Below are 25,634 nucleotides of genomic sequence, written 5' to 3'. Positions count from 1 at the left end.
CCGGCGGTGCTGCGACTAGGCTTCTGGGTTATTGAATACGTGAGGATTCGCGATGAAGCTTTTTAATTCGATATTCGGCCATGCCGATGAGACGCGGGGTCGATATCCCGAATGGCTCATTGAGTCGGCCATCGACCGTGCGGTCGAGGGCACCGATCCCAGGATCAAATTCGTGTCCGGTTACCGCAAACGGTTGCGTCCAGCGGTGATTCGATCCATGGACCATGTGGTCGCGCTGGTGGACGCCTTTCCCGAGGCAGTGCCGATCGGGCGCGCCGAGTATTCCGAGGATCCTCGGCTCGGTGCACTGTTCGCCTCGGCAGATTCCATGCTCGACACCCTGGGGCGTGACAAGGCGCTGCGCGACTATCTCGGTGGACCGGGAGTCGGTAGTCCTTGCGTCACCACGCTCATCATGGTCGATCGGGTCGATCGCCGTGGGCTGGGATCGGAGTTGGTGGATGACAGGTTGCAGCGCGAGGTCGCTCAGATCCGGGTCAGCTTCTCGGCGCATCGCCTGCTGGATCCGACCGATAGCGAGCAGGAGACGCGCCGTCACCTGAAGCGTCGCGCCTTCGACCATCTTCTGTCCTTGGCGCTTCGGCATATCTCGGAGTCCCAAGTCGAGCGTGCCGATCTGGTCCGTCAGCGCGACCTGCTGTACCGCAAGCTTTCCGCGCTGGAGGAGGGCGGCTGGAGTTTCGAGCCGGTCGGCGATCACGCGCTGGATCCGAGCGCACTTCAGGTCGAACTCGACGGGATTACCCAGCAATTGGATGCGCTCGGCCCCGACACCGGGCTCCTGGCGACCCATCTGGATCTGGTGACGGAGGTGCTCGATAATCCGCAGAAACACCTTTGGACCGATGGGGTCGAACTCTATCTGGACGCCATGAACCTGCTGCGTCATCCCCAGGACCCCAGCGCGCGACATATCCAGCTTCAAGAGATCCAGAACGAGCGCGGACGCAAGGCCATCATCCTACTCGTCTCGCTACGTCCGAGGGATCTGCCGCCCAGAGAGGATTTGATCAGCGCGGCCGAGCGGTACCTTTACTGAGGCGCTGCAGTCGGACTGGCCCTTTCGTTTTAGTCCGACGCTCGGTCCGGAACGCTGCCTGTTATGCTCGGTCGGCTGCGGCTATCAGACACTATGGAGTGAACGGTATGCACATCGAAACCATCAAGAACTACAGGCGTCCCTCGGACCGGATCGCCACATCGGGCCAACCCGAGGAACTCGAATTCAGGGCCATCGCCGAGGCGGGATTCGAGGTCGTCGTCAACCTGGCGATGCCAAACTCCGAGAACGCGATCCCCGAAGAAGGGTACATTGTCACCGCCCGCCGGATGCTGTATGTGCACATCCCGGTACCATTCGAGGCGCCGACGGCAAGCCATCTCCGCTCCTTTCTCGGCCTCATGGACACCTTCGCGGACCAGAAGGTCTGGGTCCACTGTGTCGTCAATTACCGCGCCTCCGCGTTTCTCTATCAATACGCCAGGCTCGTCGAGGGACGGACGCATGAAGACGCGCTTAGCGTGATGCTGCCGACCTGGGAACCCAACGCGGTATGGCAGGCCTTTCTTGCGCTGACCAGAGAGGATCTTGTGGCCGAGTAGGGGCGTTCGGTTTGATCGAGAGCGTTTGAACGCCCCGAGGGGCAGGCGCCCCTCTGTTTGGCTGACAAGCGCTTGGCGTCTGCTCGGAGTGCAGACGTTCCCTGTTACGCGTAGGCTGGTGCGAAGGCCTTTCCCGGTTCTTCGACCGGGCCGTTTGCACCCCAATAGGGCGAGAGTTTGCGCAACTGGGCGACGATCGGGGGCACGGCCTGGATGACGCGCTCGACCTCGTCCATGGTGTTGTAGCGCGAGAGTGAGAAGCGGGTGGTTCCGTGAGCGGCAGTGTAGGGAATGCCCATGGCGCGCATGACGTGCGAGGGTTCGAGCGAGCCGGAGGTGCAGGCCGAACCGCTGGAGGCGGCGATGCCGAGCTTGTTGAGCAGCAGCAGGATGGCCTCGCCCTCGATGTACTCGAAGGCGATGTTGGCGGTGTTGGGCAGCCGGTTGTCGGGATCCCCGGTCACGAACGAATAGGGCACGGCTTCCAAGATGCCCTGTTCGAGCCGGTCGCGCAGCGCGCGGACGGTGGTCTGTTCTTGGCTCATGTGTTCCAGCGCCATCTCGCAGGCCTTGCCGAGTGCGACGATGGAGGCGGTGTTCTCGGTACCGGCGCGCCGGCCGCGCTCCTGGTGGCCGCCGCGTAGCAGCGGGCGGAAACGCGTGTTGCGGCGCACGTAGAGCACGCCGATACCCTTGGGTGCGTGCAGCTTGTGGCCCGAGAGCGAGAGCATGTCGATGGCCGAATTCTTGAGATCGATCGGGACCTTGCCGACCGCCTGCACGGCGTCGGTGTGGAAGAGGACGCCGGCGGCTTTGGCCATTTCGGCCATCTCCAGTACCGGGAAGAGGGTGCCGGTTTCGTTGTTGGCCCACATCACGGAAACGATGGCGACCTGATCCGACAGCGCCTCGCGGTAGGCGTCTAGGTCGAGTCGACCCTTGCCGTCGACCTTCAGATAATGAACCTTGTAACCATCCTTCTCCAGATGCTCGCAGAGCGCGAGCACGGCCGGATGTTCGACGACCGTGGTGATGATCTCCTTGCGATCGGGCTGCGCCTTGAGCGCGGAGAGGATCGCCGTGGAGTCAGACTCCGTTCCGCAGGAGGTGAAGACGATCTCGGAGTCGAGTTCAGCGCCAAGGAGTTCCTGAATCTGCCCTCGCGCCTTTTTGATCGCGAATCCGACCTTGTTGCCGAACAGATGCATGGAGGAGGGGTTGCCGAACTGCTCGGTGAAGAAGGGCAGCATGGCCTCGACAACTTCGGGGTCTACCATCGTGGTGGCGTTGTTGTCGAAGTAGATTCCTTGGATATCGGTATCAGTGGTCATGATTCTGGCCCTGCTGGTGTATGGTCTAAAGGTGCTTCGCGTCGATCGAGTCAGTGACGTTCGTTAGCGCCTAGCCAACCAACGATAAGTGCCCCTATCGCTGGAGGCCGGTCCGCTGAAGGCCGACAGCTCAGCCGTAGGCACGCTCGGCCTTGGGCATGGCCTGGGCCGGCAGGACGCGCACGAATTCGCCGAGTTCGTCGATGATGCGCTCCTGGATGCCTTCCAGGGTCACGGCGGCCATCTGGCAACCGGAGCAGGCGCCCTTCATGTTGACATAGACATTTTTTCCGTCGATGTCGACCAGTTCCACGTCGCCATGGTCGCGTTGCAGCGTGGGGCGGATGGATTCGAGAACGGTCTCGATGCGACGAATGCGCTGGATGTTGGTCATCTTGGCCGGGGCGGCTGGGGCCGCCGGCATGGCGACGGCAACCGAGCGCGCGGCGGGGTTGAAGGATTTGCCTTCTTCCGCGAGGACCTTGGTCAGTACCTCTTCGATGCCCTCGTGGCAGGCCGAGCAGCCGCCACCGGCCTTGGTGAAGTTGACGACGTCCTCGACCGTGGTCAGCCCGTTGTCGCGGATGGTATTTTCGATCAGCGTGGAGTCGACAGCGAAGCATTTGCACACCAGCGCGCCTTCTTCGTGGTCGTCTTTCCATTCTTCGCCGCGATAGTTGGCGATGGCCGCTTGCAGCGCCTCGCGACCCATGACGGAGCAGTGCATCTTTTCCGGAGGCAGTCCGTCGAGATAGTCGGCGATTTCCTGGTTGGTGACCTTGAGCGCCTCGTCCAGGGTCTTGCCCTTGATGATCTCGGTCAGGGCGGAACTGGATGCGATGGCGGAACCGCAGCCGAAGGTCTGAAAGCCCGCGTCGAGAATGACGTCCGTCTCGGGGTTGACCTTAAGGGTCAGACGCAGCGCGTCGCCACAGGCCAGCGAGCCGACATCACCGGTCGCATTGGCGTCTTCGACCGCCCCTGCGTTGCGGGGGCTAAAGAAATGTTCCTGGACCTTCTCAGAATACTCCCACATGGCTTGTCTCCTGCTTCGTTGGCTGGCGCCTGCGGCGCATGGCTTGAGTCTTGCAAAATGCTGATGCTGAGATTCAGCAAGGCTTATGCCATATTGCTTGGCATGCTGAATCTTTTGATTTTATTGGTTGTTTTTAATCGGGCGGCGATGGTTTTGTCATCTCTAGAACAGTCGAGATGCGTCGCCTTAGTGATAAAACCTACAAAGGAACTCCGCCATGAATGTGACTCAGCTCAACCCCGGCGACATGGTGTTCGCCGCGACCGACATCTTCAACGATGGCGGGATTCCCGATCTTCCCGAGGATGCGCTTATCGCCAAAGCGGGCACGCGTGGCGTCATCGTCAATGTCGGGCACCTGGAGGAGACTCCTGGTCGGGAGCTGTATCTGGTGCGGTTTGAAGGCGAGGACCTGGTGCTCGGGCCACCGACCGGTTGTTGGGAGGAAGAGTTGTCCAGCGAGGAGCTGGGCGCGATCCGTGCCGAGGTCCATGGGGCTTGAGTGCTGCATTCACTTTAGGGCGCATCAGGGCGGCCGAAGCGGTCGAAGCAGTCGGTGAGCGAGAACCGTCGGCCGCGCCGCCTGTTCATCGGGGCGGGCTGATCATTTTGTGACGCCGGTTACGGTTACCAACGGCATTCTGGCGTATCTTGCCGCGTCATCGAAAGGGGCTTAGGAGAGCGAAAGGCACGATGCGCATGATGCCAAAGAAATCGACGTTCACGATCATGCTGCTGGGGCTGAAGGAGTCAGAGCGCCGGGTCCTGAAGAGTCTCTGTATGTTGTCCGGGAACCGTCCTCGGTCCTATAAGATCGTTTCCGCGATGGATGCGGACCATGCCGATTTCTGGGTCGTTGACGGTCGGGATGCCACCGCCTTGGCGTCTTTGCGCAGTGCACGCATGACGCGACAGATTCCAGTGATGGTCGTCGATCCTTCCGACTTTCCCGACGAATACGACGCGAGCATCGGACGACCGATCGTGGCGTCCCGTCTCCTGAGTGCCTTCGACCTTCTGGTTGGCAAGACGCTCGGCGAGAATCCGCAGCCTCCGGGTGGCGAGGCCGCTTCGCTAACGCCGCCTGTTCCCGCGCCTGCTTCCAGCAGCGTCCAGGATGTCCCGTTGGCGGATCAGGGCAGGCGCCATACCGCGCTTGTTGTCGATGACAGTTTGACCATTCGCACGCAGGTGGAGTTGGCGTTGCGCGAGCATGCGGTGGAGGCCACCTGCGCCGATACGGCCGAAGCGGCGATGGCGTTGCTCGCGACTCGGTATTTCGACGTCATCTTTCTGGACGTCGTCCTGCCCGGCGGAATGGATGGCTATCAGATCTGCCGTTCCATTAAAAAGAGCGGTGTCCACAAGAGGACGCCGGTCATCATGCTGACGGGCAAATCCTCACCCTTCGATCGTGTTCGCGGCTCGCTGGCCGGTTGCGACACCTATTTGGTGAAACCCGTAGAGAGCAAAACCTTTACGGCGGTTCTGAAGAAGTATCTGAAAGCGCCTGAGGTCGCCATCGCCGGCTAAGTACGGTAGTGCGTGTCCAGGGTGCGATTTCGATGCCACCGTTTGCATGTTTTCGATGCTGCGGTTGCAAATTCCAGTGATTCATGAGGTTTTACATATGGCTACCAAGGCGCTCGTTGTCGACGATTCGGCGACGGATCTCCTCAATATCAAGAATATTCTGACCGACGCGGGCTGCATCGTCGTCACCGCGTTGGACGGTGCGGAGGCGGTTGCCAAGGCCAAGGCGGAGAAGCCCTCGATCATCTTTCTCGATGTCATCATGCCGGGCATGGATGGTTACGAGGCCTGCCGACTTCTGTCCGAGGATCCGGCGACCAAGGGCATCCCCGTTGTCTTCGTCACCAGCAAGGGACAGAAGGCGGATAAGGTCTGGGGGCAGATGCAGGGTGCGAAGGGGCATGTCGTCAAGCCGGTCAGCTCTGAGCAAGTCATCGACCAGCTCAAGGCTCACACCTGAAATTAGCCGGTAAGGAGGCCGCACAATGGTGATGTCGGGAAGACGCGAGGAGTCGGCGCTCGGGCTCCAGGGGCATCCTGAAACGGAGTGGCTGTTGCCAACGGAGGCGCTCAGTCGCTTCCGACTTCCCGACGGAACCTCGTTCGATCAGACCCGGCAGCCGCAGCGGCAGGTTCGCTACGGTTTTCAGGTCGGTTCTCTGAACCTTTTGATCAAACCTCGTGCGGCGAGCGAGGTCATCGCCATGGTCCCTGTGGCCGCAATACCCAATAGCGCGCCCTGGCTGTTGGGGATGATCAATCTTCGCAGCAATTTGGTCCCCGTATTCGACCTGGCGATGATCTGTGCATTGGAGCGTCGGCACGCTGGTCGCGGTCAATGGATTCTCGTTTTGGACAAGGGCGAATCTGCGGTCGCCGTCCTCATCGACGCCCAACCGGTCGCACTCTCCCGTTTGACCCCTCTTGCGCATCTGCCGAGCATGCCGACCGCTCTTCGGAGCGCCGTTGCGGGAGGCTTTCAGGTCGAGCAGGACGTCTGGTTCGAGTTTGATCACCAGGCATTTTTTCTCTCTCTCAAGGATTCGATGGCGAACGCCGCACGCTGATACGTCACGACAACGACTCGAAGTTTCCACACTGGGTCCGGACTGCTAAACGGACTCGACAGCCACACGGGTCGATTCGCCTGAAGGCGAATCGAATACAAGGAGCAACGCATGCCCCGTTCCAGACCTCCGTCCTCCGGTTTTCGGTTCTCCAATCTCAAGCTCGCGAATCAGATCAGTTTGATCGCGGGACTCTTGGTTGTCTTGATCCTGACCACCCTGATCTTCTTCTCTGGTCGTTTCATCGACCAAACGTCGACCAGTGCGGCTCAGACAGACTTCAAATCTCAGGTCGATGGGTTGCGGCGTACCGCTGACCTGGTTTACGAGATCACGCAACGTCAGGTTGCCGAGCTTGCGCATCAATTCGATGATGAGTTCAAGGCCGGGCTGACCGTGGATCGGAACCAGATGGTCTCCGTCGGAGGCACGGAGGTTCCCCAAGTCATGCTGGGGAATCGGAGCCTGGTTGATGACGAGGCCTTGCTCGACGCCTTTGCCGAGAGGACCGAGGCGGCCGCGACGGTCTTCGTCCGCAATGGCGATGAATTCGTTCGCATTGCCACGACCCTGCGTGATCAGCAGGGCGAGCGGGAGTTGGGCACGGTCCTGGGTCAGGACCACCCCGCCTATCGCACGCTGATCGGCGGCAGTGTCTTTAGCGGTCAGGCTGAATTGTTCGGCAAAGACTATATGACCCAATACACCCCAGTTCAGGGGGCGGATGGCCGCGTTGCCGCCGTGCTGTTTGTGGGCATGGATTTAAGCGATACCCTGGCGCAGCTGTTCGAGACGATCAAGGAGACCCGTTTCGGTGACCAGGGTTATGCCTACCTGGTCGATGCGACGACTGGTCTGATGGTGGTCCACCCCTATCTGCAAGGGCAAAGCGTCCAAGAGATCAAGGATGGTAGTGGTCAGGCTGGTACTCTGGCTGCGCTGCTGGAGCAGAAATCTGGGTTCTTCAGCTACCTCTGGTACGACGAGGAGAACAACCCCGAGGAGAAATTCGTCGCCTATGATCGCTCTGAGCTTTGGGGTTGGGTCATTGCCGGTGGTACCGAGTATTCCGAGATCACCAAGAACGGCACAATCATGGCAGAGATGCTCGCCGTGTTCGGTCTGATCGGCGCCGTCCTCTTGTCGGGTCTGTTGTGGCTTGCGATTTCCAGCAGAATGAAGCCGCTCGGTCATCTGCGCGGCGTCGTGCAAAAGCTCGCTACGGGTGATGACGAGGCGCGCGCCAATCTGGATACGTTCGACGAAGTGGGTGAGCTCGGAACCGCATTCGACCGCATGATGGACGAACGCGTCGCGATCCAGAACGCCATCCAGCGCGAGAACGAACAGCTGAACGAATCGGTGCTGGGACTGCTCCAGGCGGTGGCGCAGCTCTCTCGCAAGGACCTCACGGTCAAGGTGCCGGTGACCGAGGACGTCACGGGCGCGGTCGCGGACGCCTTGAACCTGCTGACGAGTGAAACCGGCAAGGTGTTGCTTGAGGTGTCGGATATCTCGGCGGACGTGACCTCTGCCTCGCTCAAGGTGAAGGAGCAGTCCGATAGCGTCATCGCGGCCGCCGAGGTCGATCGCGCCGAGGTCGAGCATACGGCGACGGCGCTGGCCGATGCCTCCGCATCCATGAACGAGATCGCCGAGCTCGCACGGGTGTGTAACGAGGCGGCGGACGATGCCATCCAGACCACCCAGCGCGCGCTGGAGACGGTAACCAGCACCGTTGGCGGCATCAACAGCACGCGAGACGTGATCCGCGAGACGGAAAAACGTATCAAGCGTCTTGGTGAGCGTTCGCAAGAGATCAGCGGTGTGGTCAACATCATCAATACCATCGCCGAGCGTACCCACATCCTGGCGCTCAATGCTTCCATGCACGCGGCATCGGCCGGTGAGGCGGGACGCGGCTTCGCGGTCGTTGCGGACGAGGTGCAGCGTCTGGCCGAAAGCTCGCGTCAGGCAACGGCGCAGATCGCAACGCTGGTCAACAGCATCCAGGTCGAGACGGCGGACACCGTCAACACCATGAACAGCGCGATCGCACAGGTTGTCGAGGGCAGCAAGCTCGCCGAACAAGCAGGCGAGCAGATGCAGACGACACAGGCGACGACCTCCGGGTTGGTGGAACTGGTACAGAAGATCGCGATGTCCTCGCAGGGGCAGGCCAAGGCGAGTAACGATCTGCTCGACCACGCGACCCAGATTCGCAAGAGTAGTGAGCAGACCAGTCAGCGGCTGGCGGAGCAGGGCGAATACACCAGCAACCTGGTGGAATACGCGCGTAACCTGCTGTCGGCCGTGCGTGTGTTCAAGCTCCCAGCGTGAGTTCCCGGCATCAACCCTGTCGTGCTCGCCAGGGTTGATGTGTCAATCGTCTTCCATCATCGCGGCGGGAATCGCTATGGGAACGCCCTTGAATACTGACAGTTTCCTCATGTCGAGCGACACGAACGCCCAGTTGTTCGACTGTATCGACGCCTTGACCTTTGCGCTCGTTCCTGATGAGGCCGAGGAGGATTGCGTCTCCACGCGACTCCAGCGCTTCGCGGAGACGCTCGGAATCCTCGCAGAGGCCGCCGATGCCAATGCCCTTCCGGGCCTGATCGACCTGAGTGCGGTCTTGGTCGATCGTCTCAGCGCAGCAGCGGAGGACGAGGCACGTCAGGAGCGGACGTGCGATTTGCTCGCGCAGTTTCCGCTGCTGCTCATGGACTATGTTGCGACGCCGACCGACGCTTCCGCCACAGAGGCGCTGATCGCCTTTCTCCAGGCCGACGAGTGGCAGACAGCCATGGCTGACGAGGAGGTCGAGATGCTGCGGATGCTGCTCTTGCCTCCACTAGATTTCGCAGATGAGCCCGAGATTTCAGCGGATGCCGAGGCGGTCGAGCCGGCGTTGCAATCGGATCTGGTGCAGTCTGTGGCCGATGCTCCCGGATCCGAGATGGATTCTGCCGACGTTGACCCCGGACTCCGAGAGGTCGATCAGACCCCTTCGATACCGGTGCCCGATATCGCGCCGGAACAGATCGACCAGGCCGATGCTCCGGCTGCGAGCGCCGCGTCGATCGATGTCGTCTTCGATGCCGACACCCCCCAAGGGGTGAGCACGGACATGCTCGCGCTTGCCGTCGATGCGCTGGAGCAGAATTTCGCAGGCCTCGGCGAGGCCCTGGCGCTGACGGCGGATCCGAATCCCGAGCAGCGTCGGTTGGGTTGGGAGCAACTGAGCGAGGAGCTGGACCGGATGGCCGGCGGTGCCGAGGCGGTCGGTTTGACCGTGCTCGGAAATCTGCTCCTCGGCGCCCATGCGCTGGTCGGCACTTGGCAGGAGCGGTCGGATGAGGCCGCGACCGCCATGGCGGTCGCGTTGGCGACCCTGCCGGATGTCTTACGCGGCTACCTCTGCGCGCCGACGCGCGCGCCGCAAGCCGAATCGCTGGTTGGTTTCCTGCGCGATCTCGATGTGGATTCTCAGCTGGAGCTGGATTGGTCGGCCCTCACGGGCGCCCTGATGCATCTCGAATTCTGTGAGCCGGAGGCGGTCGAGGCCGAGGAGCGTGTCGTCCTGGCTACAGCCGAGGACGTCTCTCTAACCCCTCCGGACGACATCAATCAGGAATTGCTCGAAGGCTTGCTGACCGAGCTGCCGATTCAGACCGGCGCCTTTACCGAGGCGGTCCAGCGGATCGCCTCTGGGCATGGCCGGATTTCCGACATCGACAATGCCAAGCGCGCCGCCCATACACTCAAGGGCGCCGCCAATACGGTCGGCATCAAGGGTATCGCCAATCTGACCCATTATCTCGAGGATATCCTGATCGCCTTGGCGGACCACTCTGCGTTTCCCAATCTGGGGTTGTCGCAGACGCTGGCCTATGCTGCCGACTGTCTGGAGGTCATGAGCGAGGCCTTGGTCGGCACTGGCGATGCCCCGGAAGATGCCGTCAACGTCCTGCAGGATGTGCTGAACTGGGCGAATCGGATCGACGACCAGGGCATCGAGATCGCGGCCGCCGAGCACCCGAGCGCGGCCGACGTCGACTCTGGCCACGACGCCGACACCGATGCACCGCATGCCAGGCACGATCAGGCCGTGGCTCCCGTGCTGCGTGTTCCGTCCAACCTCGTGGACGAGCAGTTGCGTCTGGTCGGTGAGTCCATGACCTCGACCGCGCAGATCCAGAACCGGCTCGAATCCGCGATGCAGCAGTTGCGTTCGGTGAACGAGCAGAATGAACTGCTGCGCCAGTTGGTGAACGAACTCGAGGACTTGGTCGATCTGCGCGGACTCGCGATGCCGCAGCCGGTCGTCGAGGACACGGGATTCGACCTGCTCGAACTCGATCAATACGGTGAACTCCACACGGTCACGCGCCGCCTGGTCGAGGTGACGACCGACGCCAGCGAGATGACGCACGGCGCGCAGGATCACTTGAGCCAGCTCAACGAGCTGGTCGGATTGCAGTCACGTCTCCATTTGGCGAGCCAGGACGCGGTGCTGCGGGCACGAATGGTCGCGGTCTCCTCAGTCGTTTCGCGTCTGCAGCGTGCCGTGCGTCAGGCCGGGCGTCTTCTCGACAAGGAGGTGGATCTGGTCATCAAGGGCGCCGAGACGCTGGTCGACGGGAACGTGCTGAACGATCTCGTGGATGCGCTGATGCACGTGTTGCGCAATGCCGTGGATCACGGGATCGAGATGCCCCAGGAGCGCCAGGCGGCCGGCAAGGATCCGATCGGCCATATCGAGATGTCGTTCAAGCGCGAGGGCGATCTCATCATCGTCAGCTGCCGAGACGACGGTCAGGGGCTCGATATCGACACGATCCGCCGCGTTGCCCTGCGCCGCAATCTGATCGGCGCCAACGACATGCTCACGGACGATCAGGTCGCGCGCTTGATTCTCGCGGGGGGATTCTCCACCCGCGACGAGGCTACGCAGGTCTCGGGTCGAGGGATCGGACTCGATGCCGTGCATGCCATGGTAGAGGACCTCAAGGGCTCTATCGCTCTGCGCTCCGAGCCCGGTCGCGGGCTCACTGTCGAGATCCGCTTGCCGACCACGCTGCTCTCCGCTCAGGCGCTCTTGATCCGTCTGCACGGGACCACGCTTGCGGTGACCACGCGCGGCATCGAGGAGATCCATTTTTTGACCCAGGATCAGCTCCAGCGTGTTGGATCTCAGCTGGCGTACCGTCACGGCGATCAGCTCTACGACGCGTTGAGGCTGGCCGATCTGCTCAATGTCGGCAATGGCGATACGTCGTCCAAGCCGGAGCAGGCTTTGCTCTTGGTTCGCATGACTTCGGGCGTATCCAAGGCGGTGCTCGTCGAGGAGATCGCCGAGAGCCGCAGTCTGGTCGTCAAGAAGCTCGGGCCTTACGTCGCCCATATCGGCGGTGTGATCGGTGCGACCATTCTGGGTGACGGCAGCGTTGCACCTGTCGTCGACCTCCCGGATCTGCTGCGCGTCGGTCAGCGAGTTGAGATCTCCGGCGATCCGCGCGATTCGCGTCTTGGCGTCGAGCTTGAGGACAGGAAGACCGATGTGCCGGGCGTCCGTACCGCTCTGGTGGTGGACGACTCGATTTCAGCCCGCCGCACCACCGCGCAGCTGTTCAGGGATGCGGGTTTCGAGGTGCGCACGGCCATCGACGGACTCGACGCGGTCGCGGCCCTCGACCGTTTGGTCCCCGATATCATCATGACTGACATGGAGATGCCGCGCATGAACGGACTCGAACTGACATCCCATATCCGCGCCAGATCGGAGACCAAGGAGGTGCCCATCGTTATGATTACCTCGCGCTCGACCGAGAAGCACCGCCACCAAGCGCAGGTTAAGGGTGTCGATATCTATCTGACGAAGCCCTTCAATTCGGACGACCTGATGCGCCAGATCGGTGCTCTGGTCGGGCGATGAGTACGCGGCCATGAGTGATATCACAACCATCGAGGCCGTGCTGAGTGCGCGCGGTCTCTTGTCCTTCGCGGGTGTGCGCATCCTCCTGAATGCCGGCGATTTGCGCATGATCGAGTCCGCTAGCGATCTAGTGCGAACCGATCCGCCGAGCCAGGGTGTCGGCTGGATCGCCGTTTCCGATCAGTGGCGGCCTGTCTATGCGCTGTCGTTCGATTTGACGCCGCTGGTCGACGAGGTCGCCGCCGCGCGACCGGTCTGTGCCGTCCTCGGGGATGGCGGGAATCTCTTCGGCCTGCTCTGTGACGATGTGCTGGTCGCTCGCGGAGAGCCTCTGGCTTTTCGCTCTCCGCCTCGGGCCATGCTGGGTGCTGGCTCGCCCATTCTCGGGTTGTCCTCTGACCAGGGAAAGCTCGTGTGCGGAACGGACGCGGCAAGTCTTGCGCGTTGCATTGGGACTGCTATCGGTCTCGATCGTCGGATCGGGCATGAGGTCGCCGAGACATGAGTCGATGCAGCGGATGGCTACTCACGTTCGCGGGCGATGCGCAGGCGGTGATCGGTCAGCGCGAACTGCTGCACCTGGTGCATCGGTCCGAGACGCACCAGGTTCCCTGCGCGCCACCCTATTGTCGGCGGGTCCTGCTCTGGGAGCAGGGTGTGCTGCCGGTATTCGATGTGGGCGTCTGGGCCGACCCGAGCGCTCAGGGCATTGCCGATCCCATCGTCGCCGTTGTCGGTTTTCAGTCGGCTGATGGCGCATCGTCGCACGAGTTCGGCGGATTGCTGCTGGCCTCGGCGCCGCAGCGCATCGACGTGGACGATGCCTGGGCCTGCGAGCTGCCGTCTGCACTCCAGTCGTGGCGGCGGATCAGCTGTGCCTGCTTCGAGCGCGACGAACGCCCACTTCCGGTGTTGGATCTCCAACGCCTCTTCAACTGAAGGGTCGGGCGTCTGAGCCTGATCCAGGATCCAGGCACGGCGGCGCGCGCCGACAATGCGTCGCGCTGTTCCGCAGTCGGAAATCCTTGAATCCAGCCCTTTCCTGTCCTCAATCCATCAGTGCCACGGCCTTGACCTGGGCGAAGACCTCCTGTCCCGGCTCCAGCTTGAGTCGGTCGCGCGAGTAGCGGGTGATACGCGCGAGCAGGGGCGGGTGAGGTTCGCCTGCGGTGCAGAGCTTCACCAGGAGGTGCGAGCGGTCGATCTCCTGCATTTCGACGATGCGGGCCGGTAGCACGTTGAGGATGCTGGATGTTTCGGGTTTGCGGATGGCGATGCTGACGTCTCGGGCGTGGATGCGCAGCCGGATCCGCGATTCGGTCGCCTGGTCGAGACGCCCTACGGTCAAGGTTCCGCCGGGGATCGCGACCCGGGTGAGGTCGTAGTTGTCGTCATGGCTCTGCACACGGCCCTCGATGAGGGCGCTGGCCTCGGTGTCCTGGGCCAGCGGCAGGTCGAGTCGCGACAGAATCTCGGTGGCCGATCCAATCGCCTGCACCTGTCCGTCGCGCATCAGGACGATGCGGTCGGCAAGCCGGGCGACCTCGTCCGGGGCGTGACTGACATAGAGTACCGGGATGCGCAGCGTGTCGTGCAGCCGTTCCAGGTAGGGCAGGATGTCTTGTTTGCTGGCGTGGTCGAGCGCGGACAGTGGTTCGTCCATCAGCAGCAGTCGCGGACTGGTCAAGAGCGCCCGGGCGATCGAAACGCGCTGGCGCTCGCCGCCAGATAGGCCGCTCGGAGCCCGTTCGAGATGTTGGCGGATGCCGAGCAGGTCGACTACCTCGTCGAAGGCGATCTGGTGCTCGGAGGCGGGAACGCGGCGCATGCCGTATTTCAGGTTGTCGCGCACCGAGAGGTGGGCGAAGAGGCTGGCTTCCTGGAAGACGTAGCCGATGGGACGGCGGTGCGTCTTGAGAAAGATCCCTTTGGCATCGTCTTGCCAGGTTTCGCCGTCGAGCCGGCAGTGTCCGGCGGCGCGTTCCAGTCCAGCGACGCAGCGCAGGATGCTGGTCTTGCCGCATCCGGAGCGGCCGAAGAGTCCGGTGATGCCGAGGCCCGGCGCGGTGAAGGCCACGTCCAGGGTGAAATTGCCCCGATCGAGTCGGAAGGCGACGTCGAGTTCAATCATGTCCAGATTCGATCCCGTTCAACTTCAGTCTTGTCCAATCTGGCGCATGCGTTGACCCAGAAGGTTCATGCTCAGTACCACCAGGAAGGCGAAGAGCACCATGCCGCCGGCGAGCCAGTGTGCCTGGGTCCATTCGAGCGATTCCACATGATCGTAGATAGCGATCGACAGGACCTTGGTCTCGCCTGGGATATTGCCGCCAATCATGAGGATGACGCCGAACTCTCCCACAGTGTGGGCGAAGGCTAGGATGCCCCCGGAGAGCAGACCCGGCAGCGCCAGTGGCAGCGCGACGCTGAAGAATCGGTCCAGCGGCGAGGCGCGTAGCGTGGCCGCCACCTCCAGCGGGCGCGAGCCGATCGCCTCGAAGGCGTTGTGCGCCGGTTGCACCAGGAAGGGCAGCGAGTAGATCACGGATCCCACGACCAGGCCCGGGAAGGTGAAGGGCAGGGTGCCCAAGCCGAGCGCCTCGGTGAGCTTGCCGATGGGTCCCGCCGGCCCGAGCAGGAGCAGCAGATAGAAGCCAAGGACGGTGGGTGGAAGCACCAGCGGTAGGGCGACGAGCGTTGCGACGACCTGTTTCATCCGCGAGCGGGTTTGAGAGAGCCACCAGGCGATCGGGGTTCCGATCACGAGCAGCACGAACGTGGTGAGGCTGGCCAGCTTGAGCGTCAGCCACAGCGGTTCGAGATTGAGCGTCACTGTATGCGGATTCCTGGGATCTGGCGATCGCCGTCGACGTTCATGCCTTTCGGCATCGTTTGGTCTGAACGTCGACGGCAATCTTGTCGTCGGTGCGAATACAGTCGCATCGACATCAAGCGGTCACGGGCAATACGGGAGTTATTCTACCCCGTAACCATATTTCTCGATCACGGCGCGTGCCTCGGGACCCTTGAGGTAATCGATCAGCACCTTGGCGGCCGGATTGTCATCGCCCTTCTTCAGCAATACCGCGTCCTGACGGATGGGTGTGTAGAGGTCTTCTGGGATGCTCCAACTGGAGCCGCCTTTCGTTTTCACGGTCTGTGCCAGGGCGACGAAGCCGAGTTCGGCGTTCTTGGTGGCGACGAACTGATAGGTTTGGGCGATGTTGTCACCCTGGACCAGTTTGGACTTGATGTCGTCCTCCAGCCCGAGTGCCTTGAGCACCTCGACCGCAGCGGCGCCATAGGGAGCCGTCTTGGGGTTGGCGATCGCCAGCTTCTTGAACCGATCGCTCCTCAGCACTGTGTCGCCGTCCGTGATGAGCGCTGGATCCGCACTCCAGAGCACCAGCTTACCCACCGCGTAGGTGAATTCGCCGCTTGCCTCGTTCGCCTTGACGAGCTTCTCGGGACGGGCCTGGTCGGCGGCGAGAAAGACCTCGAAGGGGGCGCCGTTGACGATTTGGGTGTAGAGCTTGCCCGTGGAGCCGAAGCTGACCAGCGCTGTGTGACCGGTCGATTGCTCGAACGCGGTGGCGATTTCCTTCATGGCAGCGGTGAAGTTGGCCGCGACCGCGACCTTGACCTCATCGGCCTGGGCGAGAGTTGTCGCGCTTGCCAGCAAGAGAACGGCGAGCGTTTTGTGCATGACTTTCATAGTGGATCTCCAACGTAGGTTGATTGAAACGATGGGGTATCGGTATATCTATTTGGATATAACGGTTTGCCTGCAAAAGAACGGATCGGTCGTGGGGCGGATCGTCGGATTAACCGCTGACGGCCAGGATGATGTGGGGGGCCTTGATCAGGGCGCAGGCGCGTCCGCCCTCGACGAGTTCCAGATCCTGGGCGCTCTCATTGGTGACCATGGCGGTCAGGCGCGCGCCTCCGTCCAGCACGAGAACGACCTCGGTGTTGACCGAGCCGCTGATGATGCGTTCGATGGTGCCGCACAGACGGTTGCGGGCTGAGGTTCGCAGTCCACCGTCCTCGGTGGCCAGGATCACGAAGGAGGATTTGATCAGTGCGAACGTCTCGACCCCCGGTTCCAGGCCCAGCGACTGGACGCTCTCGTTGGTGATGATGGCGACCAATGGGGTGCCATTGATGTCGAGCGTGATCTCGGCGTTGACCGCGCCCGCCTTGATCTCGGTGACGAGTCCGCGCAAGTGGTTTCTGGCGCTGACCTTCATGTTCAGGACTCCCAATAAGGACTCGAACCGATCGAAGTCCTGGATGCTGTGACTGAGGCGTTCGAGAAAGCGCTGATGCTCGCGCTCAGCCGCCTCGTAGACGGCGATCAGACGTCGCCCCTCGTCCGTCAGTTCTGTGCCTCCGCCGTGGCGTCCGCCGGTACGCCGACGCACCAGTGCCTGAGCGGAGAGGTTGTTCATGGCATCGACCGAATCCCAGGCCTGCTTATAGGACATGGCCATCGAACGGGCCGCCTGCGAGATGGATCCCGTTTCGCCGATGCGGCGCAGGAGGTCGATGCGTCCGTGTCCGACGAAACGATGGTCCTTCATGTCGAGCCGGAGCGTGCCGCTCGTCGCGAGGTCTTGTTCGATAGATTCAGTCATGCGGGCTGGATGTGGAGCGTCGGTGGAATCAGCGTTGTATTTAGCATGGTATAACGATAGGCGCATCGAACGAAAGTTGGATGAAGTGGCCCTTGGCTTCGTTGCTCGCCACTGTTGGATTGGCGACAGTCGAGGCGGTCTGGGGGCAAACCCAACAATCCTGGATCCAGGAATCTCAGCCCAGGATGTGCTCGTAGGCGAGCCGCAGCAGCGCCAATTCGACTTGAGGCAAATTGCGTGCCTGGGTCAGGTCGATAAAGGTGGCGCCCTGTGCCGAGACCTCATCGAAGGGCGGATCGATGCTGGTGAAATGGGCCAGATAGACCTCGGCCGAGCCCTCGTCCCAGTTGATCTTACAGCGATAGCCGCTCTCGGCCTCAAGCGAGCCCGTGGCCAGCCCGAGCTGGGATTCGGCCTCGCGCAGCAGCGGAGCCGGGTGCGAGACCAGGTTCTCGGATTCGCCGTCGCCCGATGCCAGGGAGGCGCCTTCGGGCAGCGCCTCGAAACCACAGACGCCACCATAGGGCAGTTTCAGAAACCGGGTTCGGGCACTGGTGGCTTGCTTGTGATACATGATCAGGCGTGGGCCGGACATCGGGGAACCTCGCTATGTGTGATAGGCGAATCGCCGCCTTTCACTATGCAAGCGAAATACATGCCATGATTTCGATGCCCGCAGCCCGGATGGAGCGCGAGCGGAATCCGGGAATGCCGCCGAGGTTGGTTGGTTTCCTGGGTGTCGCTGCGCTTCACCCAGGCTACGTGTGGCTCGTCAGGCTTGGAAGCGCACCTGGACGTCCCGCGGCGGTGCCAGATGTGGCGCGGTGGTGACCAGCAGGCGGGCGCCGGCCTTGGCGTATTCCTCGGCGTTGGCGGCGTTGATGCCGCCGGCGACGGCGACGACCGTGTCGGAGCCGCGCTCGGCGAGCGCTCGGGCGACCTGGGCGACGGCCTCGGGGGTGAACTTTTCGAGCTGGAGCACGTCGGCCTCGGCCCATTCGAGGGCCTCGTCGGGCGTCGCGACCTCCACCACCACCCGTTTCTCGGGGCACTGGCGGTGCAGGCGCGCGATCATCTCGGCCGGCGAGGTGCCGGGCAGGAACTGGCGGTGCTCGGCGAACACCAGCAGGGTCTCGGACAGTCCGTTGCGATGCATGACGGCACCGCCGGCCTTGAAGCACTTGACCGCGAGACGGCGGTTGCCCGGGACGTTCTTGCGGGTTCCGGCCACCATGACGTCGGGGTTGCCGCGTCGGGCGGCGGCGACGATGGCGGCGGCCCGGGTCGAGATGCCCGAGCACCATTCGACGAGCGTCTGGGCGGTCTTCCAGCCGCGATGCAGCGCGCCCGCGCTGCCGGATGCCTCGAGCAGCAGGGTTTCGTTCGGCGCCTCGTTGCCGGAGTGCAGGTGAATCTCGGCGCGCGCGCCGCACAGCTCGAACATGCGCGCGGCCTCTTCGATGCCGCAGACCACCATGGGGTCGCGGGCGAAGAAGCGGATGCGACCGGGCAGGGCGGCGATGCCGAGCGATTCGGTGGTGAGATCGCCGAAGGGGACGTCTTCATTGAGGAGTTGGTGCAGTTCTTGGTCGCTGAGGACCGGTGGCATCCCTGGGATCGCCGGTCGCGTCGCGGAGTCAGTCATAGCGTTCGTCCTTCCAGCGCCGTAGCGCGGTGAAAACCTCGGCCCCCGTGTTCAGCGGGTGGCCTGCAAAACCTACGGCCGCAGCCATGACCGTCGGCTCTCGGACGCGTAGGAATGGATTGGTGGCCAATTCCAGGTCGAGCTGCATCGGAACCGTCGGCTCGCCGCGCTGGCGGCAGGCGATCTCGTGTGTCATGCGTTCGGCCAGCGCTGGGCTGTCGGGTTCGACCCATTCGGCGAATCCGAGATTGGCCAGGGTGTATTCGTGGGCGCAGTAACAGAGTGTGTCGGAGGGGAGGGCGGCGATGCGTTCCAGCGAGTGGGCGAGCTGCTCGAAGGTGCCGTCGAAGACGCGCCCGCAACCGGCGGCGAACAGGGTGTCGCCGCAGAAGAGCTTGCCGTCGCCGAGAAAGGCGATGTGGGTGGCGGTGTGACCCGGAATCTCCAGCACCTGGAAGCGGGTGGAGAGTCCGGCAGGTTGGATCTCATCACCCTCACGACAGACGTGGGCTGGTGAGCGCAGGCGCTCGTCGTCCGGACCATAGATCTGGAGGTCAGGGAACGCGGCCTTAAGGTCGGGGATGCCGCCGATGTGGTCGTAGTGATGGTGGGTCACCAGCACTCCGGTTAGGGTTCGGCCTTCCTGCTGCAGCAGTTCCAGCACCGGGTCGGCATCTCCCGGATCGACCACGACTGCAGTGTCGTCGGTCTCGGTCAGGAGCCAGATGTAATTGTCCGAGAAGGCGGGGATTGGGCGAACCTGAAGCATGTCGGGCCTCCGTGGCTGGTTTCGGATGGCCCGAAACCAGCGTGATCCTGATCCGCGACGCGGCTGGTGCTCAGGAGCCCAGGCCCTGGTGCCGCATCGGCGCGTCGGCGTCCTCCTGTTTCCAGTCGGCGCCGTTCAGTTGGGCTTGCACACTTGCGAGGATGCCGGCCGCATCGAGGCCGCAGGCCGCCAGCTGTTCGCCGTGCTGGGCGTGATCGATGTAGCTATCGGGCAGCCCGAGTTGGATGCAGCGTGGGGTGAGACCGAGGCCGGCGAGCGCCTCGGCCACTGCGCTGCCGGCACCGCCGGCGATGGTGTTTTCCTCGACCGTGACCAGCAGTTCGTGGGTGTCGGCCAACTTCTGGATGAGATCGAGGTCCAGCGGTTTGACGAAACGCATGTTGGCGACCGTGGCATTAAGTGTCTCGGCGGCCTTGAGCGCGGGCGTCACCATGCTGCCGAAGGCGAGCAGTGCCACGCTTCCTGCGCCTTGGCGGACGATCTCTCCACGCCCGATCGGCAAGGCGGGCGCCTTGGGATCGATTGCGATACCCGGGCCACCGCCGCGCGGATAGCGCACCATCGCCGGACCCTCGTATTCAAAGGCGGTCTTGAGCATCTGACGACACTCGTTCTCGTTCGAGGGTGCCATGATCACCATGTTCGGGATCGGGCGGGTGAAGCTCAGATCGAAGCTGCCGGCGTGTGTCGCGCCGTCGGCGCCGACCAGACCGCCGCGATCGACGGCGAAGGTGACGTCCAGGTTCTGCAGGGCGACGTCATGGATGAGCTGGTCGTAGGCGCGCTGTAGGAAGCTCGAATAGATGGCGACGACCGGCTTGAGTCCCTCGCAGGCCATACCGGCGGCGAGCGTGACGGCGTGCTGCTCGGCGATGCCGACGTCAAAATAGCGGTCGGGGAAGCGTTTGGAGAAGGCGGTGAGGCCGGAGCCCTCGCACATGGCCGGGGTGATGCCGACCAGTCGCGGATCCTCGTCCGCCGCATCGCACAGCCAGCCGCCGAAGATCTGGGTATAGGTCGGGCCGTTGCTCTTGCCCTTGCGTAGCTCGCCGGTGCGCCGGTCGAAAGGGGTGACGCCATGATAGGTCGTCGGCTGACCCTCGGCCGGCTCGTAGCCGCGTCCCTTCTGGGTGACCACGTGCAGCAGACGCTGTCCGGGCATGCCCTTGATGTTGCGCAGTGTGCGGGTGACCGAACCGAGATCGTGTCCGTCGATGGGGCCGATGTAGTTGAAGCCCAACTCCTCGAACAGGGTGCTCGGCATCAGCATGCCCTTGACGTGCTCCTCCCAGCGGCCGACCAGGTGGCGCAGCTGAGGCATGCCGGCCAGGGCCGTCTTGCTGCCCTCGCGCACGCTGGTGTAGAGCTTGCCGGAGAGCAGGCGGGCCAGATGGTTGCTGATGGCGCCGACCGGCGGCGAGATCGACATCTCGTTGTCGTTGAGGATGACGACCAGATCGATGTCCATGGAGCCGGCGTGATTGAGCGCCTCGAAGGCCATGCCGGCGCTCAGTGCGCCGTCGCCGATGACGGCGATGACGGTGCGTCGCTCGCCCTTCTGCTTGGCGGCCAGCGCCATGCCGAGCGCGGCACTGATGGAGGTGCTGGAGTGGCCGACGCCGAAGGCGTCGTATTCGCTCTCGCAGCGTTTGGGAAAGCCGGAGACCCCGTCCTTCTGGCGCAGCGTGCACATGCGGTCGCGCCGTCCGGTGAGGATCTTGTGCGGATAGGCCTGATGGCCCACGTCCCAGACGATGCGGTCGGTCGGGGTATCGAAGACGTAATGGAGTCCGAGTGTCAGCTCGACGACGCCCAGTCCGGCCGCCAGGTGTCCGCCGGTCTGGGAGACGCATTCGATGAGGAAGCTGCGTAGCTCGCTCGCGACCTCGGGCAGTTGACTCTCGGATAGGGCGCGCAGGTCCAGTGGCGAGTCGATCGAATCAAGGAGTGGACGTCGGTGCGAAGCGACACCGGGATCGCTCAAGGTGCGGTGTGGCATGATCTGAGAGTCTATTTTTGGACAAGCCAAATAGTTTAGTCGAATCGTCGAGCGACTGACCAATCGGAAACCTCCCTGCGAGCTAATGCCGTATAAAATACAGGGTAATACTCGATCTTTTGAGTTTGAATCTTGGCTCAATCTGGATTTCAGACAGTCGAACCGCGTCCGCTTCACACTTCTCCACATGTCCGAAAAACGCGCGACATCGGATCGGATCAAGATGCGACATAGGAGCGGTGGATCAGGGGATCCGCCGTTCCAAACCCATACCTCGTCCAGGGAACGGGCGCCTGAATCACAAAGAGACCGCATCATGACGAACATCGAAGTGACCGACGACCTGCGCCATCATTTCCATCTCTTCTGGGACCAGTTTATCTTTCCGGTCATGCTGGTCCACAAGAGCTTCACCATCCTCGACCGCAACCGTGCGGCCGAGGCCATTGGCTGCACGCCCGGCACCCGCTGCATCGATATGGGCGAGAAGAAGCAGCATCGTGGCTGTCTGGCCAGCAAGGCGCTGCGCGAGCAAACCTCCAAGCGTTCGGTGGAGTTCGTCCCGGAGGTGGGACGGGTGATTGATTCCTATTGGATTCCGCTCGAAGGCTATCCCGAGTTCTACGTCCACTTCGCGATCGACCTCACGGAGTACGCCGCCGACCGTTTCTTTCCCGGCGAGCGCCCCAAGGTCGACGCGAACTGCTCGGCCTGCATCATCTGAGCGGGCGGCGGATATGAACGGCGAACCCTTGATCGATCTGCTCGTCATCGAGGACGACATGCGGCTCGCCAAACTCACCAGCGACTATCTGCAGCGCTACGAGGTGCTGGTCACCCTGGAATCGGACGGCGAGCGCGGGTTGCAGCAAGCGCTTAGGCACCGCTTCGACGCGATTCTGCTGGATCTCATGCTGCCTGGACGCGACGGTATCTCCATCTGTCAGCGGCTGCGCGAGCACTCGGACGTGCCCATCCTCATGGTTACGGCGCGCGGCGAGGAGGCTGATCGCATCCTGGGGCTGGAGATCGGCGCCGACGACTATCTGCCCAAACCCTTCTCGCCGCGTGAACTCCTGGCCCGCATCCGAGCGGCGGTGCGTCGCTCGCGCGGTCGGGCCGGACCGCGCACGCACCTGGTTCGCGTCGGTGATCTGGCGCTCGATCCCGGCACCCTGATCGCAACGCTGGACGGACAGCCGCTCCCCCTGACCAGCTACGAGTTCGCGCTGCTGCGGGCGCTGGCCGAGCGGGCCGGTCAGGTCATCTCGCGCGAGCGTCTGATGGAACTGGCACGCGGCAGCGCGGAGGAGGCCTTCGACCGCTCGATCGACGTGCACATCTCCCGGCTGCGCCAGAAGCTGGGCGACAGCCCGCGCAATCCGCAGCGTATCCGCACGGTGCGCGGCGCCGGCTATCAGTACCTCGCGTCGTATGCCGGGTGAGATATCCACGTCGGCGTCTTTTCTGGCGCATCTATCTCTTCGGCCTGTTCCTGGTCTGTCTGGCTACCCTGGCGGTCGTCGCGACCACCATCCTGGTCCAGCCCGAATCCCGTTACCACGGCCGCCCGGAGCGCTTGCACCAGGTGCTTGCGGCCGAGCTCGAGCCCCTGCTCGGTCGGCCGGAGGCGCTCGAAGCCGGTTTGCGTCGGCTTGCGGGGGCATTGGAGCGCAGCGCCGCCATCTATGACCGGGATGGAACCCCGCTTGCCCGCACGGGCGGGGCGCCGCCGGTACCGCTCACTGCCGAGGAACTCGCCAAGGTCGGCGGTTGGCATCCGTTGCATCGCCAAAGTGACGGATGGGTGCACGCCGTTGCGCTCGGCGGACCCGATGGTGCCTATCTGCTGGTGCAGGGCGCCGAGGCCGGATTTGCCGGACTCCTGATCGCGCTCGCTGCGGTGCTGCTGGTCGTCGCCTTGGCCTCCTGGCCATTGGCGAGAGCCTTCGCCAGACCACTGGAACGTCTCACGGCCACTGCGCACCGGCTTGCTGCTGGCGAGCTGTCGGCCCGCAGCGGCCTGGTCCGGGGTGACGAGTTGGGCGACCTGTCGCGGTCGCTGGACGAGATGGCATCGCGGCTGGAGCACCGCATCCGGGCGGAGAAGGAACTCTTCGCCAATCTCTCGCACGAGATCCGAACCCCATTGGCCCGTTTGCGGGTGGCTCTGGAACTCCTGGAGGACGTCCCCGGCGATTTCGAGGAGACCCTCGACCGGCTGCAGGGGGTCGGGGCCGACCTGACCGAGCTCGAACGGCTGGTCGATAATGTACTGATCAATTCGCGTCTCGATCTGATCGGCCGAGTCCCAGACCAGCATTTTCTGCAGCGCCGACCGATCGATCTGAATGAGGTCGTGACCGGGGTGCTGGAGCGCTTCGCGCGCTACCATCCCGAGCAGCGTCTCGACGCCGAGATTGCGGACGCGCTGCCGGTGGCCTGGGTCGACCCCGGCCAGATCTGCCGGGTCTTCGACAACCTGTTGGAGAACGCGGTCAAGTACAACCGGAACGCGACACCCCTCCGTCTGACGGCCGGGAGCGATACGGGGCGTTTCTGGTTCGAGATCGAGGATGCGGGGGAGGGCGTGCCGCCCGAGGATCTGGAACAGCTGTTCGATCCATTCTTTCGCAGTCATCGCTGCCGCTCCCGCCAGACCGGCGGCAGCGGACTCGGTCTGACCATCAGCAAGCGCATCGTCGAGGCACATGCTGGACGCATCTCGGCCCGACTCAATCCCAAGGGCGGCATGACCTTCCGGTTCGAGATCCCGACGGCGAATTAGGGAGACGCTGATTCAATGCCCTCCTGGCATTCAATCAGCTCGCGAATCGAAAACGCGGTTTCCGATTTGCTCCATATTCAAGCGCTTAGGTGCGTGAACATGTCGGGCCACCCTTGGCCCGGACGAGAAACGCGGTAAATCAGCGTTTCCCGAGGATGCCTTTCCGTCCGGCCGGATTTAACAGTCGTTCAGGCGCTCGGTTCCGATTGCGTTGCGAACAGCGTCGGCGTAGCGATGCGCGCGGCCTCGGCGATCACGAATTCGCGGAATGCCTTGGCGGCGGGAGACAGACGCTTGCCGCGACGATAGACCAGATACCAGTGGCGCCGATCGGGAAATCCGTCCACATCGAGGATGACGAGACGTTGTGTTTCCAGTTCGAGTTCGATCGTATGTAGCGACACCACGCTCAGCCCGAGTCCGGAGCGGACCGCCTGCTTGACGGCCTCGTTGCGGGTCATCTGCATGCCGTGGCGGATGCTCAGGTCGCGCTCGGCAAAGAAGCGTTCCATCGCCTGGCGGGTGCCCGAGCCTTCCTCGCGCATCACGAAGACCTCTTCGGCGAGGCGTGACATGGGGATTCTCCGTGCTTCAGCCAGGGGGTGATCGGGCGGCGCGACCACGACCAGCGGGTTGTCCATGAAGACCTCGGATTCCACCTCGACCGTCTTGGGCGGGAGCCCCATCAACACCAGATCCACTGCGTTGCCGTCGAGCAGATGGACCAGTTCCTCGCGGTTGGTGACGACCAGCTTGAGCGTGATTCCCGGATAGCGTCGTTGAAAGACCGCCAGCAAGCGCGGTGCGAAATAGTTGACCGTACTGGCGACGGCAACCTGCAGCCGCCCGCTGTTGACGCCCTTGAGCGATTCCATCACCTCTTCCATCTCGCACAGCGAGCGGTCGATAGTCTGGCCGTAGTGGTGCACCTCCTCGCCGGCCTGGGTCAGGAGGATGCGCTTTCCCAGTCGCTCGAACAGCGGCAGTCCGATCGCATCCTCCAACTGGCGTACCTGCATGGACACGGCCGGTTGGCTGAGATGCAGCTCCTCGGCTGCGCGGGTGTAGCTCAGGTGGCGGGCGACCGCCTCGAAGACGCGGAGTTGTCGGAGTGAGAGGTGCATGGGGACGCCGCTGTCAGTCTTCAGAGGTGGTCGTAGTGGACGGAAGTTGAGACCATCTTGCTGGTCGCTGCATAAACTTTTTCTGATGTATTTATAAGAAACGCTGACTTTCAATTATAGTGC

The 25,634-nt window shown here is 62.9% G+C and carries 24 protein-coding genes; 13 read left to right on the top strand and 11 right to left on the bottom strand.

Annotated features, from left to right (window positions below):
* The first annotated feature begins 52 nt into the window (after positions 1 to 52).
* Positions 53 to 1,060: a hypothetical protein gene (locus THIDRDRAFT_RS00160; RefSeq protein WP_007038750.1), complete on the top strand. Its 1,008-nt coding sequence runs from the start codon at positions 53 to 55 to the stop codon at positions 1,058 to 1,060.
* Between the two features lie 107 nt (positions 1,061 to 1,167).
* Positions 1,168 to 1,623 (top strand): protein tyrosine phosphatase family protein, encoded by a 456-nt coding sequence (locus tag THIDRDRAFT_RS00155; RefSeq protein ID WP_007038749.1) that lies wholly within the window; start codon positions 1,168 to 1,170, stop codon positions 1,621 to 1,623.
* Between the two features lie 104 nt (positions 1,624 to 1,727).
* On the opposite strand, the gene nifS is transcribed toward THIDRDRAFT_RS00155, so the two are convergent.
* A complete protein-coding gene (gene nifS / locus THIDRDRAFT_RS00150; RefSeq protein ID WP_007038748.1) occupies positions 1,728 to 2,954 on the bottom strand; it encodes a cysteine desulfurase NifS in 1,227 nt (408 codons plus the stop codon).
* A 130-nt stretch (positions 2,955 to 3,084) separates the two neighbouring features.
* On the bottom strand, positions 3,085 to 3,990 hold the full coding sequence (gene nifU / locus THIDRDRAFT_RS00145) for a Fe-S cluster assembly protein NifU (protein ID WP_007038747.1): 906 nt from the start codon (positions 3,988 to 3,990) through the stop codon (positions 3,085 to 3,087).
* A 217-nt stretch (positions 3,991 to 4,207) separates the two neighbouring features.
* Here nifU and THIDRDRAFT_RS00140 point away from each other — a divergent pair, with 217 nt between their 5' ends.
* The 8 genes from THIDRDRAFT_RS00140 (at position 4,208) to THIDRDRAFT_RS00105 (ending at position 13,467) form a co-directional block, all read left to right on the top strand.
* A complete protein-coding gene (locus THIDRDRAFT_RS00140) occupies positions 4,208 to 4,492 on the top strand; it encodes a nitrogen fixation protein NifZ (protein WP_007038746.1) in 285 nt (94 codons plus the stop codon).
* 200 nt (positions 4,493 to 4,692) lie between these two features.
* Complete coding sequence (locus THIDRDRAFT_RS23445; protein ID WP_159105389.1) at positions 4,693 to 5,523, top strand: response regulator; 831 nt, start codon at positions 4,693 to 4,695, stop codon at positions 5,521 to 5,523.
* A gap of 97 nt (positions 5,524 to 5,620) precedes the next feature.
* Entirely contained in the window at positions 5,621 to 5,983 is a 363-nt protein-coding gene (locus THIDRDRAFT_RS00130) for a response regulator (protein WP_007038744.1), read from the top strand.
* Between the two features lie 25 nt (positions 5,984 to 6,008).
* On the top strand, positions 6,009 to 6,590 hold the full coding sequence (locus THIDRDRAFT_RS23440; RefSeq protein WP_007038743.1) for a chemotaxis protein CheW: 582 nt from the start codon (positions 6,009 to 6,011) through the stop codon (positions 6,588 to 6,590).
* A gap of 111 nt (positions 6,591 to 6,701) precedes the next feature.
* Complete coding sequence (locus THIDRDRAFT_RS23435; protein WP_007038742.1) at positions 6,702 to 8,930, top strand: methyl-accepting chemotaxis protein; 2,229 nt, start codon at positions 6,702 to 6,704, stop codon at positions 8,928 to 8,930.
* 88 nt (positions 8,931 to 9,018) lie between these two features.
* Entirely contained in the window at positions 9,019 to 12,528 is a 3,510-nt protein-coding gene (locus THIDRDRAFT_RS00115; protein ID WP_159105388.1) for a hybrid sensor histidine kinase/response regulator, read from the top strand.
* 10 nt (positions 12,529 to 12,538) lie between these two features.
* Entirely contained in the window at positions 12,539 to 13,033 is a 495-nt protein-coding gene (locus THIDRDRAFT_RS00110) for a hypothetical protein (RefSeq protein ID WP_007038740.1), read from the top strand.
* A complete protein-coding gene (locus tag THIDRDRAFT_RS00105; RefSeq protein ID WP_007038739.1) occupies positions 13,030 to 13,467 on the top strand; it encodes a chemotaxis protein CheW in 438 nt (145 codons plus the stop codon). The genes THIDRDRAFT_RS00110 and THIDRDRAFT_RS00105 overlap by 4 nt, the downstream gene beginning before the upstream one ends.
* A 109-nt stretch (positions 13,468 to 13,576) precedes the next feature.
* Here THIDRDRAFT_RS00105 and modC read toward each other — a convergent pair whose 3' ends face one another.
* The 8 genes from modC to dxs form a co-directional block, all read right to left on the bottom strand.
* Entirely contained in the window at positions 13,577 to 14,659 is a 1,083-nt protein-coding gene (gene modC, locus THIDRDRAFT_RS00100) for a molybdenum ABC transporter ATP-binding protein (protein ID WP_007038738.1), read from the bottom strand.
* A 24-nt stretch (positions 14,660 to 14,683) separates the two neighbouring features.
* Complete coding sequence (modB, locus tag THIDRDRAFT_RS00095) at positions 14,684 to 15,361, bottom strand: molybdate ABC transporter permease subunit (protein ID WP_007038737.1); 678 nt, start codon at positions 15,359 to 15,361, stop codon at positions 14,684 to 14,686.
* 141 nt (positions 15,362 to 15,502) lie between these two features.
* Positions 15,503 to 16,243: a molybdate ABC transporter substrate-binding protein gene (modA, locus tag THIDRDRAFT_RS00090; protein ID WP_007038736.1), complete on the bottom strand. Its 741-nt coding sequence runs from the start codon at positions 16,241 to 16,243 to the stop codon at positions 15,503 to 15,505.
* A 109-nt stretch (positions 16,244 to 16,352) separates the two neighbouring features.
* Entirely contained in the window at positions 16,353 to 17,165 is an 813-nt protein-coding gene (locus THIDRDRAFT_RS00085; protein ID WP_007038735.1) for a TOBE domain-containing protein, read from the bottom strand.
* 175 nt (positions 17,166 to 17,340) lie between these two features.
* On the bottom strand, positions 17,341 to 17,760 hold the full coding sequence (locus THIDRDRAFT_RS00080; protein ID WP_007038734.1) for a hypothetical protein: 420 nt from the start codon (positions 17,758 to 17,760) through the stop codon (positions 17,341 to 17,343).
* A gap of 177 nt (positions 17,761 to 17,937) precedes the next feature.
* Positions 17,938 to 18,810: a ModD protein gene (gene modD / locus THIDRDRAFT_RS00075; RefSeq protein ID WP_007038733.1), complete on the bottom strand. Its 873-nt coding sequence runs from the start codon at positions 18,808 to 18,810 to the stop codon at positions 17,938 to 17,940.
* Positions 18,803 to 19,579, bottom strand: coding sequence for a hydroxyacylglutathione hydrolase (gene gloB, locus THIDRDRAFT_RS00070; protein ID WP_007038732.1), 777 nt, complete (start codon positions 19,577 to 19,579; stop codon positions 18,803 to 18,805). The genes modD and gloB overlap by 8 nt, the downstream gene beginning before the upstream one ends.
* A gap of 70 nt (positions 19,580 to 19,649) precedes the next feature.
* Positions 19,650 to 21,599, bottom strand: coding sequence for a 1-deoxy-D-xylulose-5-phosphate synthase (dxs, locus tag THIDRDRAFT_RS00065; protein WP_007038731.1), 1,950 nt, complete (start codon positions 21,597 to 21,599; stop codon positions 19,650 to 19,652).
* 316 nt (positions 21,600 to 21,915) lie between these two features.
* Between dxs and THIDRDRAFT_RS00060 the strand changes: the two genes are divergently transcribed.
* Genes THIDRDRAFT_RS00060 through THIDRDRAFT_RS00050 form a run of 3 tightly spaced genes read left to right on the top strand, consistent with a single transcriptional unit; the run spans position 21,916 to position 24,387 of the window.
* On the top strand, positions 21,916 to 22,323 hold the full coding sequence (locus THIDRDRAFT_RS00060) for a hypothetical protein (protein ID WP_007038730.1): 408 nt from the start codon (positions 21,916 to 21,918) through the stop codon (positions 22,321 to 22,323).
* Positions 22,324 to 22,336: 13 nt separating this feature from the next.
* On the top strand, positions 22,337 to 23,044 hold the full coding sequence (locus THIDRDRAFT_RS00055) for a response regulator (RefSeq protein ID WP_007038729.1): 708 nt from the start codon (positions 22,337 to 22,339) through the stop codon (positions 23,042 to 23,044).
* A complete protein-coding gene (locus THIDRDRAFT_RS00050) occupies positions 23,041 to 24,387 on the top strand; it encodes a HAMP domain-containing sensor histidine kinase (RefSeq protein WP_007038728.1) in 1,347 nt (448 codons plus the stop codon). Before THIDRDRAFT_RS00055 ends, THIDRDRAFT_RS00050 begins: the two co-directional genes overlap by 4 nt.
* 188 nt (positions 24,388 to 24,575) lie before the next feature.
* On the opposite strand, the gene THIDRDRAFT_RS00045 is transcribed toward THIDRDRAFT_RS00050, so the two are convergent.
* A complete protein-coding gene (locus tag THIDRDRAFT_RS00045; RefSeq protein ID WP_007038727.1) occupies positions 24,576 to 25,511 on the bottom strand; it encodes a LysR family transcriptional regulator in 936 nt (311 codons plus the stop codon).
* Positions 25,512 to 25,634: the final 123 nt, after the last annotated feature.

This window comes from Thiorhodococcus drewsii AZ1 (assembly GCF_000224065.1).
Lineage (GTDB): Bacteria > Pseudomonadota > Gammaproteobacteria > Chromatiales > Chromatiaceae > Imhoffiella > Imhoffiella drewsii.
The sequence above is the reverse complement of the archived record's forward strand: the minus strand, read 5'-3'. Positions and strand labels throughout refer to the sequence as shown.